The following is a 15797-nucleotide window of genomic DNA, read 5'->3' on the forward strand; positions in this document are numbered from 1 at the left end:
GGAACCGATAGCCAATAATATCCTAAAAAATTGTTCTGAAAAGTGGGGTAAACCAAACCTCTCGGCTATGCCAAATTCATTTGCTTCTGCATTAAAGAATATTGCTGTGACAATCATTAAAGCTGCACCAAAAATGTAAAAATAACTAATTAAAGTCACTCCTAAAGGTCTTTTCACTCCTCCACCTCCTGTACTCAGATATTATTTCATTTAATCCTTTATTCCGCAATCCTGTCCGTTAACTGAGAAGGTAGCCGATCCATTGCTGTCGGCTACCTTCTCCTGATGATTTTTGAGCTAAAGTGTTCTCCGTTAGCTTAGTAACTAAAGCGTCCGCCCATTAATTAATCTCAGCAGTTAATTTTACAGCATCGATTCGATTTCCTGCTGGATCGAAATGTATGAATCGCAAATGTCCATCGGGGTCCGTGTGAAATTCAAGTTGTTCCTCAATGTGCGCGGTAACGCATTTTAGTGTATTCGTTTGTTGAGAAACCGGAATTAGCTCGTATTTAAACCATGCCCCTTTATTTTTTTGCATGAACAGATTGAGTCTGTTATCCTCAAAGGTCACGACTACTGTGGAGCTGGGGTCAATTCCGAAATGGTAGAATGTGTCGTAAAACAACCCGACTGCAAACCGTGGCGTATCGATAATAGTCAGTTGATCTAAAGCCTCGGTCAAACGATCTGCTTGCAATGGATCTATATTTCCTTCCGCAGTACTGTATATTCCCGCATACTTTTCAAGTTTATTTGGGGCTATATCTAACGGCTGTATAGCTCCGGGCTTGGCGACTTCTTCTCCCATCACGATCTTGGCTAAACATTGGCTTATTATGTCTATGGGCGTGAGGTTGATATTGCTCAGCACGATAATAGCGATTTCCTCATCGATATAACGATTGAACTCCACATAAAACCCATTCATCGTTCCGTTATGCCAGACACGCTTTCTTGGCTTATTATTAATGGATTGCTCCGTTACAACCCAGCCATAACTCCCGACAGCTGAGGTCATGCTTCCGAATAATTGATCACGCACATGATTTCCAATCAAATCATCCCTATATAACGCCCGATCCCACAGGTAAAGATCATCGATCGTTGAGTACATCACACCTGCTCCCACATGTAGGCACATGTCGACATACTCGGTTGGAATGATTCCTTTGCATATGGAGTACCCTGACGCAAATTGTTTCAGGAGTGTTCTTCCGTCTTCACACCCTGTATTCACTAAATTTAATGGTTTGCAGATGTGTTCAGATATATATCGTTCGTAAGATATCCCCGATGTCTTCTCAATAATGAAACCAAGCAAAATATAAGGCGAACTGGTGTAACTGAATCCTTCTCCTGGGAGAAACTGCAGTTGTTTATCCTTAAACGAACCAATGGTTTGTTCTATAGTAGCATACAGCCTCATCGTTTCTTTCCAATAATTTGGGAAGCTTGGGTAATCAGGTATTCCTGAAGTGTTCGTCAATAAATGGTGGATCGTAATGATGTCGCCATTCGGATAATCTGGTATGTAAATTTTGATAGGATCATCAATACGAAGCTTTCCCTGCTCTTGCAACTGCAACACAGCCATAGCGGTAAACCCTTTTGTAAGAGAGCCGATACGAAACTTGGTTTGTGGGCTGTTGGGTACGTCGTGCTCAAAATTCGCCATACCATATCCCTTTCGCAGCAATATCTTATTCCCTTCAGCTACCAAGACTACCCCGTTGAAATACCCCCGGTTCGCTAGCGCGTCCATGTAATCGTTTAATTTTGCTACTGTGCGTGAGGCATTACTGGTTCTCATTTACTCTCCCCTTTGCTCTCGTGTATAATCTGCAACTGCAGTTGCAGCTTGGCAATTCCCATGCCTTGTTATGTGCGTACGAGCGAAGCAGCGCACGGCCAATTTTAAGCATAGTTTCACAATATCACAGATATAGAAGTACATTTAGGGAGAAAATATTTATAATCAAATTTACCCCTTCCTGATAAAAGAAATCTGCCCGTTAGTATAATGAAAAAAGCAACCTATCGATAATCGGCTGCCTTCTTGTTGCTATTGAATTACCTCGATTTAATCCGATGCCGCTATTGTACGCAACCGTGATGAAGTAGCAAAGCTTGATCTCCTCTTTCATGCCAAAGGTTAACTAGTGACGCGTTCGATTGTTTACAGAGAGCGGTTTTGGATAGTATGATTAGTGATATTGCGCATGACAAGCCATTGATTGCGCAGCTACCAAATTAGGAATGGGGAGAAGTCCAAGATGCCGACGATTCAAATTGAAGGAAGAGACTCCTATGAAGTTGCAGAAGGTACTAAACTTGTGCTTGCCCTGGAGGATAACGGGGTAGACATATTGCACCGCTGCGGCGGCAACACCAAATGCACGACGTGCCGGGTCGAAGTGGTGGATGGAGACGCCGGTCCGGTTGGAGAAGCGGAAGCCTCTCTTCTACAGGCAAAAGGCATTCTGGAATCGAACATCCGCTTATCGTGCCAAATTCGAGTACATAACGATCTTACTGTAAAACCGGTGATGACGGTATCGTCATCCGGCCTGGAGCCAGGCAATCGGCCACAAGACTAACCGATCGCGAACCGGTTTCCGGGCTCGTAACCACGCTGAGGTGCTCAGCGTGGTTTTTTATTGGATGGCCTTGGCCTGTTAACCGAACCAGCCTAGCTTTATGCGAACATGTCGCGGACCTCGTCGTGCAGCGAACGCAGCGGTCGCCCGGCTAGTAGCTCAAAATCCGGCGATACGCTTCCCATATCGGATAAAGACAGCAATCGATACATATCGCTTGACTTCGCCGGAACGGTATAACGTCTGTCATCGCGCCTGTTAAATCTTGTTCTGCTTCTTATGAAAGGTTTTAATCTATTTAACTAGCGTGTCCCGTTAGCGTAATAACGATGGTTAAGTCCCTGCATAGACATGGTCAATACGTAGTTGCTAAGTCTAATGGCATCATTACGAAAGAGTGTAATCATCATATATCTCTTTAAGCTTTTCAGGACTTCGGATGCCACTTACCTGAAGGATGTGCCGACCGGCGGCAACAACGGCTGGCTTCTTGCAGCATCTATCCTGTTCGGTGCTCTGATTGGCCTCGCCAGTGTCGAACGTGATGACAAAGGTAAAACGTATGTAACAACCGGTATTGCTAGCGTTGCCAGTGGCAAAGGAAAACGCCTAGTCAAACTTCGTTATTGAAATCCAGAATAACGGTAATCGGTACACATTCTTGGCTCTTTTCGGCAATCGGTATATATTGTTGAGATTTAATTTTGCAAACAATATATACCGATAAAATAAAAAACCGCCATTTACGCGGATATCAATCGGACCATATTGTTGACACTCGACACCTTATTGTACGCTGAATCTAAACCGGTTGCATAACTACTTCTTTTATTATCAGTGATTAAAGAATTGCAATCTATTTTATTTACTGCTTTCTTCAATTCATCATTAAATATATGAGTATAAATCATTGTAGTTTGGATCGACGAATGTCCCAATTGATCTCTCAATTTTGGAACATCGTTATTCTCTTGATGGTACCTGGTTGCAAATGAATGTCTGAGTGTATACGGATAAAGATGGTTTACCAAATGCATTTACGTATTTCTTTACCATTTTCTCTAGAGATCTTGGAGTGTACCTTCTCTATTTCCCCTTTGGACCAACTTGAGCTGCAATGAATAAAGACTTTTCAGATTTATCGATCTTATACCGGCTTTCACGATTTTTAAATAATCTGTAAGATCGCGCTTCGCTTGTTCGCTAAAGTAGACATATTGTTCTTTATTACCTTTTCGTATAGCACGAATGCAGCACCATATTAATTCACTATGCCGTAATCAGAAGCAATAAACATCCTTAATTGTTCAAACTCATCTTCTCCGCGCAGAATCTTGCTTCTGATTCGATGCGCGATAACTTCCTGGTCTTCTTTAATCTAATTCAATTCAATTTTAGCCAGTACATTACGTTGAATATATGGTAGTAACTCTGACGGTTCAGCTTTGTTCTGCAAATAATTGAACAAGGACTTTAGTGCTGATAATTTTCGTTTAAATGTGAATTTGGAATTGTTCAATCTAACTTCAAGATGTAATAAAAAGTTCTCGATTTGCTGCTTTTTTATTTTTTCTAGTATGTTTAGCGGGACATCCACTCGGTTCCCTATATGGATACCTTCTGCTACTATCCAATCAAAGAAGATTATGTAGTCGTGGCAATAATTGATTAAGGTGGATGACGCAAGTTTTCTGCGTTGAACGTTAGGTGCTGTAGACGTGCAATAGCAGCTTGTCAGGACCTAAACTACTACATATTTTTATAAAGTATCCTGCCGTGGCCAAAGTAATGTAGCGTGATACCTTGGTATGGATATAAGTAGGTTTGCGGATATAACAGTACCTGAAGATGCCAGAAATAAATTTTATGGACGCAGCCCGACGGCTCTGGGTCGTGAATGAAAAGCAAATCGGATAAACCAAGAATTACGAACGCTCCCGGGTATTGGATGCAAGAGGTTGACAGCTTAATGCGGATCATTGTGAAATAGACAATTAGCCCTGAATAATCCCAATTCGTCCAAAAAGCCCTTTATTGGGGAGAAAATAAAGGGCTGCTGACACTTTTTCCACATCTGATACTTTAACTCTAACTAATCATTCCAATTCATGTTCACTTTTCCTTTAGCTGCATCCCCATATAGATGTAGTATAACTCTGCTGTTTTCTGAATAATTACTCAAATCCCAAACATAGTTTGAATCTATATTATTGAGCGAAATGCGTTTTTCTTCTTTGCCATCCACGCTAATGCCCATTTCCAATGTACCCTTTTCAACTTTGGCACTGACGTTCAGAGCGCTTGGAGTTCCATTTTTCATGACTATAGCCCGACTTTTCTCCCCATTAAAGTACCAGAAGGACAACTTCCAAACACCTGGAATCCTCGTTTCAGTCTGAACAATAGAAATATTTTTTGATGAAAACATTCCTGGCTGTACGTAAACACTAGCAACTAAAGTGAAAATCATTAAAATGAATGTCAATACGACACATGTACACGCAAAAATCAATGGCTTTCTGCTATTGTTTTTTGATGTAGTCAATGATCCCCCACCTTGTGCCATGGCAGCACCACAACTTGAGCAATAGGGTTTTCCTTGCTGTGTCTTAGATCCACATGAAGGACATAATGTTTGTTGCTGCTGGCGTCCAATAAGAAAATACAGCAACAGTCCAATAAAGCTGGGGACCAGCACCACAATTAAAGTCCACATCCCTGCTTCAAGCCCGCGTGATTTTGCATCCCGATACGTCCAGATTCCTAAACCGACCATTGCCATTACAACGAGCAGCAAAGCTACTCCAGCCAATCCAATTATGTTCCACATGAATAATCAACATCCTTTCTCGTCCATGCCTTTCGAACGAATCCTGACAGCACGCTAGCGCAAAGGATCAAACCACCTCCAAAAATGATGGCCAAATACGAAATCAATGAGCCGGGCAGAAGAAAACAAATAATTGCAACAAAAGCCAATGTTTGCATACCACTAATCACAGCAAGCAACCACCATGGTATGTTAATACTTGATTCTTGGCTGCGTATCTTATGAATAAGCGCAGCCTGTATAGCCGGATGAGGTGTTTCTTCCGTTAATAACGAACTCCGTATAAGATCGTCCACCTCATCTTCCAAAAAAAGTTTATCCGTCATACTGGATCCCTCTCCAATTCTTTTTTTAGTTTCTGGCGCGCTTGATGTAATCGGCTTTTTACCGTACCTTCTGGAATTAGAAGAGCTTTTGCAATCTCATGTACTGGCAAATCACTCATGTAGTACAATAAAATGGGTATACGCAGTTTTTCCGGCAAATCCTGAACAGCCTTTCTCACTTCCGTATTGCGCTGCTTTTCTTCGAATTCGTGATCCGTAAATATTGAACTGGATATATTGTTTAACTCACCAGAACCATCATCTTGGATGGGAGCAATTCTTTGTCTTCGGACATATTTTTTACGTTCATCATGCCAGATCCTCGCTGCCACTGCCATTAAGAATCCGGCCGGATTATTCGCTTGATCAATTTGTAGAGACAAATTGAGTACACGGAGAAAGGTCTGCTGATACAAATCGTCTGCGTCCGCTTGGCTCCATGTCAACTTTCGGCAGAGAGTGTAAACACGACTACCATACGCATATACCAATCGCTCTACCTCCTGCGGATCAACTGCCATATTCCTCCCCCCCTTCACTTATATATCTGCATAACTAAAGGAACGGTTCGAAAAAAAAGAAAGAAACCTCCAAATTAGTGTTACCCTCTCCGAATTTCCCCCATGAAAAATCCCCTACAAGTAAACTGTTGTGCGTTTTCTTAACACTTGTCTACTCAAAGGGGACAATATCAAATTTATAGGTAAGCGTCAATTAGCCTCCACCTTGTCATTAAGATGAGGGCTAGATAAGCTATGAATTAGGACTTGAACACGCGACAAGTCAGCGGAATCGAGGATGACCAGAGAAGTAACTTGTCCAACGCATCGGAATCTTTCGGATCCGGAAGCTGTGGAAGCTGTTCGAACAGGTACGTCAGGTATTAAAATGAATGTAGCCCATTCTCCTTGGCTGTTCCTCGGGACCGTCAAGCCGAGTTTGACCCAGAGAGCTATTACGCATATCTACTTCAGTGATTAAACGACAGTGTACCTCCCTATAACGACAATCGGATCATATTCTTGGCTCTTATCGATAATCGGTACGTATTGTTGTCACAGAATTTTGACAAAAATTTGTACTGATAAAATAAATAAACCGCGATTTACGCTGATATTAATCGGACCATATTGTTGACTTTCGACAGTTAAGTTAATGTTAATAAATGCTGTCTAGCGCCACAAATGTTCCTACATTAATGACACAATTTTACCGGGTTCACGAACGTGGGACCCCTAGTCATTCACAAGCCCGTGAGATATTTAATTCACCTCGAAAAGACTCTAAACAAGCTACTACAAGTTCTGATTCCACCCACTTTTCTAACTCCTTGTACTTTTTTAGCACGTCCAGCTGCTGTTTAAGATAACGATTTTCTAGTGTAAGCATCTCTATCTCCGAAGTGACCTCAGTACCTTTGCCATAGCAATATTGTTTGCCAACAGGCTGCTCCAACCTATGCCACTCACCATTTTTACACCATCTCATCCAAGTTTCTTTCGTATATGGATTTGCTCCATAACTTCTTTAACGGGAACAACAGCCAATCTCATTCCAATAGCTTTCATCTTTATTTTTTTGGATAACTTACTCTTGTTGCCATGACAAAAACACCTCCAAGATTGTCCCTATATCTCACGACATAATGGATTTCACTTAAAGGTGTTTTGATTTGTCTCACGCTAAGGGTTCAGACCCCTTATAGTACTTACTATTATGGTTTATCTTTTCAACCAAATTGTGCAACCAATAATTACCAAAAGAATAAAAAGAAGTAGTATTACCATCTACATATTGAGCAACTAATAATTACCAAAAGAATAAAAAGAACTAGTATTGAACTTGTGGAATTCCCAAATCCAAATCCTCCCAATCCTCCAACTTCACCCATATAAGACCCCTCCTTCCATCTTTCGAGATATTATATGTCCCAATAAATATTATGATTAGACGAAAGTACTTGGTTATTTGTTTATTTTGTTTAGGCGGAAAAAAGCACCGGTTAGGTGCTTGTCCAACTTGTTTAATTGCCGCGAGATTATCTTGATGTACCCCTAAGCTTAGTTGCTCCACCCTTTAGACTTTGCCTTATTATAGAATAGTACCTAGCCCCTTTTTTCTATTCGTTATTATAAGGCGTTTCCGCGATATTGTGGGTTACATTGAGTCATTTGATGACAATGTAGGAAGTATTGTGCTTTTTTTTGATGACAACAAATTACCTACATAAAAATTAAAAACCCTGATTTGACAGGCTTCTTGAATAGATGTTATGTTGGATCATTTTTGTCGCTGGACAAATGCGTATATATCACTGTCGTTTGGATCGATGAATGCCCTAATTCATTCTTTAATCTTGAGACATTATTTTTTCTAATTGATATCGTTATTTATGTCAAGATCTTCTAAGTTAATACCTGTTTTTTCAGAAAGTCTTAGCCCTGAACCAAGAATTAACGATATAATAGCAGTGACTCACTCTCGATTTAATGTATGATATTTATTAATCTTCTTGATATGTATAACTATTACAATTCCATATTTTTGTGTTGACCGTTTAGTTGCTCCTACTCTTTAATCAAAAACACGACCCTTAGAGTTTAATATCTAGGATCGTGTTTTCATGCCTTCAACTAAAAACTTCTCGACTTTTACCCCGAACTACTCTAAATTGTACCATGATCGGATATTGGCTACGCTGTCCTGATCGATCTTATCGAATGATGTATTCATAGTAACGCTCGTAATCTGTCGCACGGCACTCCAGCACAAGCTTCGTTCCTTCGTTCTCATAGCTGGTATCGCGAATATTCGCATGTTCATTGAAGTAAGATACGAGATTACCTTTGTCATAAGGGATTATCATTTCGCATTCCACATAGTCTTTGAAAATATGCTTCCGTATCACACCGACCAGCTCATCGATGCCAATCCGTGGTCTAGCTGCCAAATAGATACAGTCTTCCTGAACACTCGGGATCGCAAGTTCAATCCGGTCTGATTTGTTATAGGCATAGATCGTCGTTATACCTTGGACGCCGATATCTTTGAGTGTATTGTTCGTAATGTCGATATGCTGCTCATGGTTCGGGTTCGAGTTATCGACAACATGAATGAGCAGATCAGCCTCAGCGACCTCTTCGAGTGTCGAGCGGAACGCCTTCACCAGATGATGGGGCAGCTTACTTACGAATCCAACCGTATCTGTCAGCAGGAACGACTTGTTGTCTGGCAGCGGAATGCTCCGAATCGATGTCTCCAGCGTCGCGAATAGCATATCCTTCTCGAACACTTGCTTCGCAGCCGTTGGATTGAACTTCTCGACGAGTGCATTCATAATGGTGGATTTCCCGGCATTCGTATATCCGACGAGTGAGACGACAGGCACCGCATTCTTCTTCCGTTGCTGACGCTGCGTCTGACGATGCGCCACAAGTGCTTCAAGCTCTTTATTAAGGATATTAATCTTCTCTTCAATCCGGCGGCGATCGAGCTCAAGTTTCGTTTCTCCGACACCTTTATTCTTCGTACCAACACCACCGCCCTGACGGCCAAGTGATTCACGTAGACCAATCAGGCGTGGCAGCATGTATTGGAGTTGTGCCACTTCAACTTGAAGTTGCGCTTCCTTCGTCTTCGCCCGCTGTGCAAAGATATCCAAAATCAGAATCGTACGGTCTATGACCTTACATTGCAGATCTGCTTCCAGGTTCCGAATTTGTGACGGCGACAGCTCATCATTGAAGATGACGATATTCGCCTCGTATGCCTCAAGCGCCGCGATAACCTCTTGAATTTTACCAGTACCGATATAATGCGAAGAAGTAACTTTCTGTAGATTCTGCGTCACGATGCCTGCGACCTCGACCGCACAAGCTTCAGCCAAGTTGCCGAGCTCTTCCATCGAATAGTCAAAATCCGCCTGGTGATTCTGATTGACGCCGACCAATATAGCACGTTGTATAAGTTGTTTCATCTATTAATTCCTCCATTAGTTCACAAATAAAATAAAAAACACAGACTCATCGGCTGTGTTCATCGCTTACGGGAGAGGTTCAACAAAAGAAACCAGTCATATCTCCTGGAATGCGCAAAAAAAGCACACCCCTGGTTCATGACCAGTGCATTTGCTCCTCGGGTAAGGAATATTGTTTTGTCTTACTACCACTTGATTCCCTGTGACAAGGCAGACCAATCCCGTTCGCTCTGCACACAAGCAGAGTCTTTGAGCACTATTCAGTTAGCGACACAAAGCATTGAAACGTAATCTGACTGCGTAAAAATTATTCACAGGAAACCCTCCGTTCATGATTTGGCAGATGACCGAGCGATTTAAGTTCGGTTCTGCGCGTTATCACCGATTGTAGCATAAGCCGAAGTCAGACACAAATTATTTTCTAATAAGCTTGTCCACGAAAAGTTCACATATATCATGTTCTGTATGCATTGTTGACACTCACCCGTTTTAGTCTTGCAAAAGTAAGTTGGGTAATTCCTCTCTATTTTAATGTATGATATTTATAAATCCTTTGTTAGCTTTGTACTTATCACCAAAGTCATTCGCTAAAAACTATCTAAATAATTAAAATTCACTTTCTCTTAGTATTTTACCCTCAATGCGATTAGCTAATGTTTCTTGACTTTCTTTTATTGCATTCAATAAATAATCAACGAGTGTTAGAAAGGAATTAAAAATATGATAACCTTTGAATCGATGATCGATACTGCAAAATCAGTTCTTGCTGAAGTATTGTCTTCACAAACCGCAGAGATGCCACCACAGGCGACAGTACTATTAACAGACCATGGCAATGTACATCTAGCTATCTGACGTGACGTGTTCAGTTCCGACTGTGGTTATGTAAACTTAATAAATACGCTTAAAAACAAAGGAGAAACTAGGATTATTTTGGGTATACTCTTTTCTTAGAAAACGCCGAAAAATCCTTCAGTATCTGCTGAAGAATTGGATCTTATACCGATCCATGTACTGGTTACGCCTGTTTGGGTCCGTCAATAGAATCAGTATTAGTTGTACAGTATGATTAAATTGTCTGTTTGGATATCGCTCCAAAATATTCTACAACTACCTCTCGGAATTCCATAGCAGCGCGCGAAATGTACCGACTCTTGTGCCATAATAAAGCGATTTCCCTTACCAATTCGTGATCCTCTACTTGGAGATAAAGGATATGTTCCTGTGAATTCATTGCCGTGCTTGGTATGAAGGCTATGCCAATTCCGGCTTCAACAAGAGCACTTAGCCTGGCAGGCTCATTTCCCTCATACACATATTGGGGTACAAATCCAACTGATTTACATACAGAGTCCACTAAATCTCGCGTACCGTAGCCTCTCTTTACACCGACAAATGATTCATTTCTTAGTTCTATCAAGGGTATACTTTTTCGGTTTGCTAGGTGATGCCCCTTCGGAACAGCGACAAGGATCGGTTCTATGCACACGATTTGACAATCGATGTCATCCCCTTCTATAGGAGGTGAGGACAAGCAGAAATCGACCTCTCCTCGATGAAGAAGCGCAACCATTTCCTGCGTGGTCAGCATTTGCACATGATATTGGATATTTGGCATCTTTTTCCGAAACTCTCGAAGGATATTAGGCAACGTGCTTGCGGTGGTCACCGCCAATTCAAGTGTGCTATGTTCCAGGTTAGATAGATCCTTCATTTCCTGCTTCCCCTGTTCCAATTCAAACAAAGCCCTTTCCGCACGACGAAGGAATCTGCTCCCGTATTCATTCAATCGCAGCTTCCTCCCTGTTCGATCGAATAGAGGAAACCCTAGATCCTCCTCCAGACGCCCAATCGTTTTGCTTAGCGACGATTGGGTAACGTGCAGACTTCGTGCAGCTTCGGTCACATGTTCCAATCGAGCTACTGCGATAAAATATTGCAATTGAAGAAGTTCCATTTGCTACCCTCCATTCATTCCCTCTAGTCAATGAAATCATAACATGAAATGCGTTGGAGTAAATAACTTAATTCAAGTACGATATCATTAAAACACTTTGGGGGGAACTCAAAAATGAATGCCCGTAGTTGGTGGTTAATGATTTCAGTTGGACTGGGGATACTATTGAACCCATTAAATTCATCGATGGTTTCTGTTGCTATTCCAAGTCTGCAAAATGTGTTCAAACTTGACTTTACAGGTGTTTCCTGGATTATTTTTTCTTTCTACATTGCAAGTAGCGTCGCTCAACCTGTCATGGGAAAGGCTAGCGATTTATTCGGTCGTAGGAAGATATTTCTTACCGGGCTTGTTGTAGTCTTCATTGCATCATTATTAGCTCCATTATCACCAAACTTCGGGTGGCTCATCGTGTTCCGCATTGTGCAATCCATCGGAACAAGCATGATGGTTGGGGTTGGAATGGCCATTGTTCGAATTCATATTACGGAGAAACAAGTGACTGCACTGTCTGTTTTGTCCATTTTTCTATCGGGAGCGGCAGCAATTGGCCCCTTTATTGGCGGGGTTTTGATTCATTGGTGGGATTGGCCTGCTATCTTTTTCGTCAATATTCCGTTTGTGGTGGCTTGCTTTCTATTAGCTTGGAGGACTATTCCTAAGGACGAACCGCCAACATCCGTTGCACGGGGCATGTCCTTTCGTAAATGGTATGATTTGATTGATGCGTCAGGGATCCTGCTCTTCACAGTGGGTCTGGTTGCACTGCTCGTTGGATTACTCTCTGCAAAATCATCTGGGCATATCTCATTAGGAAATGTCATTATCGGGTTGATAGGCCTCGCTCTGCTGGGGGCATTCGTACGACATGAGTTAAAAGCGACGTCACCATTTATTCCTTTACGCATATTCGCCAAATATCCTGCGATGACTTGGGTTAATGTGGAATTCATGCTCGTTAACGTACTTTATTACTCGCTCTTTTTCGGACTTCCGTCCTACTTGCAAATGGTACGTCATGTCAGCGAGTTCCAAACAGGGATTCTCATGCTAAGCTTAGGATTGTGCTCGCTAGTTACTTCTCCAATAGCAGGGCGATGGATCGATAAATCAGGACCCAGACCAGCATTGCTGGTGTCTGCAATTCTGATGACTTTTGGGTCGGTGTGGCTCGTGACATTGAATCAAACTTCACCGGTTATCAGCGTGTGTTTGGCTTTGGCTGCATTCGGTATTAGCAACGGGTTGAACAATGTAGGTATGCAAGCAGCCTTGTTCCAAAGTTCTCCAAAAGTAATAATCGGTGTAGCATCTGGATTATTTAATACATCAAGATACCTGGGAACCATTCTCTCTTCATTGTTGATAGGTATCGTAATGGGAGGTAAGTTCAGCTTCGAGGGATTTCAAGTGCTTGGGATTATCCTCACGGTAATTGCATTGTCATTGGTATTCATGAGTCGGCGGCGCCGGGAGTCAGGGCAATTACAGGAGTCGTAAGTTCACCAAGTTCAAATCTACAAGCCATTGCGTGGTACGAATCATCGTGCATCAAATGTCATTTGTTTGGCGTAAGAAAGATGTTTCCCCTATAGTAGAAGGCTTTATGAAAGTAGTTCGACAGCTTGACACATCAAGATTTCGTTGTCCATAGCTGCCGTTGTTTTATTACTGGGGTCAGTCTAATACTTACTTTACTAAGTCTGACGGTTTGATATTCAAAAAGTCGCGTGAGATCAATGCATCCAGTCTAATACTTTATTTTCTTCAAACAGTAGCTTTTTATAATTATTGAAAAAAATTATCCAATGACTAAGCTGGAATTGGATGAGGATAGAAGAAGATATAATAACCTTGCTCCCAACCTTCATGCAAGAGAACGGCGCTACGATAAATCCAAGTGGATACCCGACCCTTACTACTTTTCCAGCGAATTCATTCTTTTGTTCAACGGCGATGTCCCGGGCTCGAAATTTTTAATTTAATAATCGGCATTTACACTGAATCGAAACCTTGTTTTTCCTTTATGCTTGGCATCAGGATTAAGTTGGAAAAATGCAGTATCCTCACGCACTTGGATTGGCTCTGTGAGCGCCATCGTTATCTTCGCTTTCTGTTTTGAAACCTCGAGTAGTACAAAAGAAGAAAAAACTTGAAGGCTAGATAAATAAAAGCATGCGAATCACAAAGTTGATCCGCATGCTTTTATTTATCTAGCAAGTCTTCATGCATCCCCTTTAGACAACACATTGGAGCCTTGCCTAACGTAAACAAATTAACCTTTTTAACTTCTATTCCACTCGTAAATACTTTAGCATCAGTTACCTCATTATTCTGCCCGATATTCAAGTAAAAGCAACTGCTTTTTATGACTACAACAAACAATAAAACGACAATTGGATCATATTCTTGGCTCTTATCGACAATCGGTACATCGGGCTATATTGTTGACTCTCGACAATTTTGAAGTAAATGTCGGATGTCAACAATGTGTACCGATTTTCATTCCTCTCCTATATTTAAAAATTGTGTTATGGACTTATTGCCTTAACCCATTTAAAGGACCGATAATTTCAATACATCCGTGGTGTCGCCGAAATTAATATGGATGCAGTATTGTATTTGTCCATCCAGGTATCCTGTGTACGGGGATCCCGCTCCTGGTGTTCATAAGAAAATTCTCATTATTAATCATCTGGTTACATCCCCCCTCTCATTTTGCAGTCAAACACCAGATCCGATTGGAAAATAACTGATATTCTCACTTCATTTTACATTGGAAGCTAATGTAATTCTATTGTTTCCACTTCGATGTCGGAGTCAAAAGCGACTATTGGATTTTCTCATCCGCTACTCTCCCCGCCGCCTCCACCGGTTCGGAACCTTAGAGCGATCGCCATTTTATCAGAGGGCTCAGGCTGATAATAATTCAAGCCATCTAGTCAGTTACTAGAAAACCCTTCACTGACTTCCGCTCTCGTATTGTTTAACTTCTTCTTAATTGGCACCATACTCCAGTAAGTGAAGTATCGTAATATCATTTCAACCGGCCCCATATTATAAAACCTCAACCATACTATGCTAAAAATAATTAAAACAGCATGGATTATGATGCATATCACTAATGAATGAATAGGCCCAACACTTATGATAGAGCTAAAGACGATTAGTAACGCACTCTGTGCTAGATAATTCGTTAAAGACATTTGTCCATATAATTTAATTGGGCTTAGTATTATTTTCGCTTTATCCCAATGCAAAGTAAGAATAATAATACTAACTATCATCGAGGAAACTAGGTAATCTGTTAGAATTTCAACGCCTGAATTGGAAATTTCAATTAAGGCTCTTACATAAAATAGAATGACGTAAGTACAAATAACTGCCATTAAAAAATATGAAATATACTTTAATTTACCATAGATATTATCAAAAAATTTAAATTGACCCATCGTATAACCTAACATCATCAGAGAAACCCATCTACATATATCTGTAACAATTTCTAGCCATAATATTTTGTCACCATAATAGGGTTGGAAAAGAGCTGTGATTATAGATAAAATGATGAGCAAAATCGTTACAATTAAGTTAATCCATTTATTCACTTTAAAAAACATAGCTATAAACAGGCCGAGTACAGCATAAAACATTAGCACATCGTGAATCCCTGGTGGTGCATAATATGTATGGATAAGTCCTAGTACAAACAAAAAAACTAATCTACGCAAGTATGGAAGGTATCTTTTGTTTACTTCTTGTTTGGATGATCGATTCATAAAAAAATAGCATCCAAGTCCAAATAAGAAATATAGGATAGGATAAAATTTCCTGTTGAAAATATTATATAGTTCATGTTGCAATCCACTATAGTTATTCAAATAACCCATAACCTGAAAACTATTCACAAGAAGGATCCCAAGTAAGCAAAATCCTCGTAAGTAATCCATGGTATCAATTCTTTTATACGAAATATTTAATGTATTCATCTTGTCAGCCCCTCTGTTCTTCTTTTTATTACCTTAAAGATATACATTATCTTTGGATTAATGAATGACTCCCCACTTACGGTTTGATATCTAATCTTACTAAATAGTAGGGAAAACAT

The 15797-nt window shown here is 40.8% G+C and carries 13 protein-coding genes and 4 pseudogenes; 4 read left to right on the plus strand and 13 right to left on the minus strand.

The features are described from left to right. Window positions 1-340: 340 nt before the first annotated feature. Window positions 341-1813 (minus strand): serine hydrolase domain-containing protein, encoded by a 1473-nt coding sequence (locus tag NV379_RS22220; RefSeq protein ID WP_258209533.1) that lies wholly within the window; start codon window positions 1811-1813, stop codon window positions 341-343. Window positions 1814-2276: 463 nt separating this feature from the next. On the opposite strand from NV379_RS22220, the gene NV379_RS22225 reads away from it, so the two are divergent. The 3 genes from NV379_RS22225 (at window position 2277) to NV379_RS22235 (ending at window position 3230) form a co-directional block, all read left to right on the plus strand. Beyond that, on the plus strand, window positions 2277-2600 hold the full coding sequence (locus NV379_RS22225; RefSeq protein ID WP_258209534.1) for a 2Fe-2S iron-sulfur cluster-binding protein: 324 nt from the start codon (window positions 2277-2279) through the stop codon (window positions 2598-2600). A gap of 100 nt (window positions 2601-2700) precedes the next feature. Continuing rightward, on the plus strand, window positions 2701-2862 hold the full coding sequence (locus NV379_RS22230; protein WP_258209535.1) for a hypothetical protein: 162 nt from the start codon (window positions 2701-2703) through the stop codon (window positions 2860-2862). Between the two features lie 116 nt (window positions 2863-2978). Next, on the plus strand, window positions 2979-3230 hold the full coding sequence (locus NV379_RS22235) for a hypothetical protein (protein ID WP_258209536.1): 252 nt from the start codon (window positions 2979-2981) through the stop codon (window positions 3228-3230). 113 nt (window positions 3231-3343) lie between these two features. On the opposite strand, the pseudogene NV379_RS22240 reads toward NV379_RS22235, so the two are convergent. The 10 genes and pseudogenes from NV379_RS22240 to NV379_RS22285 all read right to left on the minus strand — a co-directional run bounded on the left by NV379_RS22240 (window position 3344) and on the right by NV379_RS22285 (window position 11689). Then, window positions 3344-4338 (minus strand): annotated as a pseudogene (locus NV379_RS22240) (tyrosine-type recombinase/integrase). A gap of 354 nt (window positions 4339-4692) precedes the next feature. Beyond that, entirely contained in the window at window positions 4693-5430 is a 738-nt protein-coding gene (locus tag NV379_RS22245; protein ID WP_258209537.1) for a PLD nuclease N-terminal domain-containing protein, read from the minus strand. Next, window positions 5418-5756, minus strand: coding sequence for a hypothetical protein (locus NV379_RS22250; RefSeq protein WP_258209538.1), 339 nt, complete (start codon window positions 5754-5756; stop codon window positions 5418-5420). The genes NV379_RS22245 and NV379_RS22250 overlap by 13 nt, the downstream gene beginning before the upstream one ends. Beyond that, complete coding sequence (locus NV379_RS22255; protein WP_258209539.1) at window positions 5753-6277, minus strand: RNA polymerase sigma factor; 525 nt, start codon at window positions 6275-6277, stop codon at window positions 5753-5755. The genes NV379_RS22250 and NV379_RS22255 overlap by 4 nt, the downstream gene beginning before the upstream one ends. Window positions 6278-6516: 239 nt before the next feature. Further along, window positions 6517-6672: pseudogene (locus tag NV379_RS26230) on the minus strand (transposase domain-containing protein); the annotation flags it as partial. A gap of 323 nt (window positions 6673-6995) precedes the next feature. Continuing rightward, window positions 6996-7244 (minus strand): hypothetical protein, encoded by a 249-nt coding sequence (locus NV379_RS22265; RefSeq protein ID WP_258209540.1) that lies wholly within the window; start codon window positions 7242-7244, stop codon window positions 6996-6998. A 292-nt stretch (window positions 7245-7536) separates the two neighbouring features. Next, window positions 7537-7647, minus strand: a complete 111-nt coding sequence (locus NV379_RS22270) for a YjcZ family sporulation protein (protein ID WP_258209541.1) — start codon at window positions 7645-7647, stop codon at window positions 7537-7539. A gap of 497 nt (window positions 7648-8144) precedes the next feature. Then, a pseudogene (locus NV379_RS22275) lies at window positions 8145-8255 on the minus strand (tyrosine recombinase XerS); the annotation flags it as partial. Between the two features lie 214 nt (window positions 8256-8469). Continuing rightward, complete coding sequence (gene hflX / locus NV379_RS22280) at window positions 8470-9732, minus strand: GTPase HflX (protein ID WP_258209542.1); 1263 nt, start codon at window positions 9730-9732, stop codon at window positions 8470-8472. A gap of 1069 nt (window positions 9733-10801) precedes the next feature. Then, a complete protein-coding gene (locus NV379_RS22285; protein ID WP_258209543.1) occupies window positions 10802-11689 on the minus strand; it encodes a LysR family transcriptional regulator in 888 nt (295 codons plus the stop codon). A 114-nt stretch (window positions 11690-11803) separates the two neighbouring features. Between NV379_RS22285 and NV379_RS22290 the strand changes: the two genes are divergently transcribed. Continuing rightward, on the plus strand, window positions 11804-13189 hold the full coding sequence (locus NV379_RS22290) for an MFS transporter (RefSeq protein ID WP_258209544.1): 1386 nt from the start codon (window positions 11804-11806) through the stop codon (window positions 13187-13189). Window positions 13190-13525: 336 nt separating this feature from the next. On the opposite strand, the pseudogene NV379_RS22295 reads toward NV379_RS22290, so the two are convergent. Together NV379_RS22295 and NV379_RS22300 are read right to left on the minus strand one after the other, a co-directional pair. Further along, window positions 13526-13727, minus strand: a pseudogene (locus NV379_RS22295) (spore photoproduct lyase family protein); the annotation flags it as partial. 904 nt (window positions 13728-14631) lie between these two features. Next, window positions 14632-15678: a DUF418 domain-containing protein gene (locus NV379_RS22300; RefSeq protein WP_258209545.1), complete on the minus strand. Its 1047-nt coding sequence runs from the start codon at window positions 15676-15678 to the stop codon at window positions 14632-14634. Window positions 15679-15797: the final 119 nt, after the last annotated feature.

The organism is Paenibacillus radicibacter, from assembly GCF_024721995.1.
Taxonomy (GTDB): Bacteria; Bacillota; Bacilli; order Paenibacillales; family NBRC-103111; genus Paenibacillus_AM; species Paenibacillus_AM radicibacter.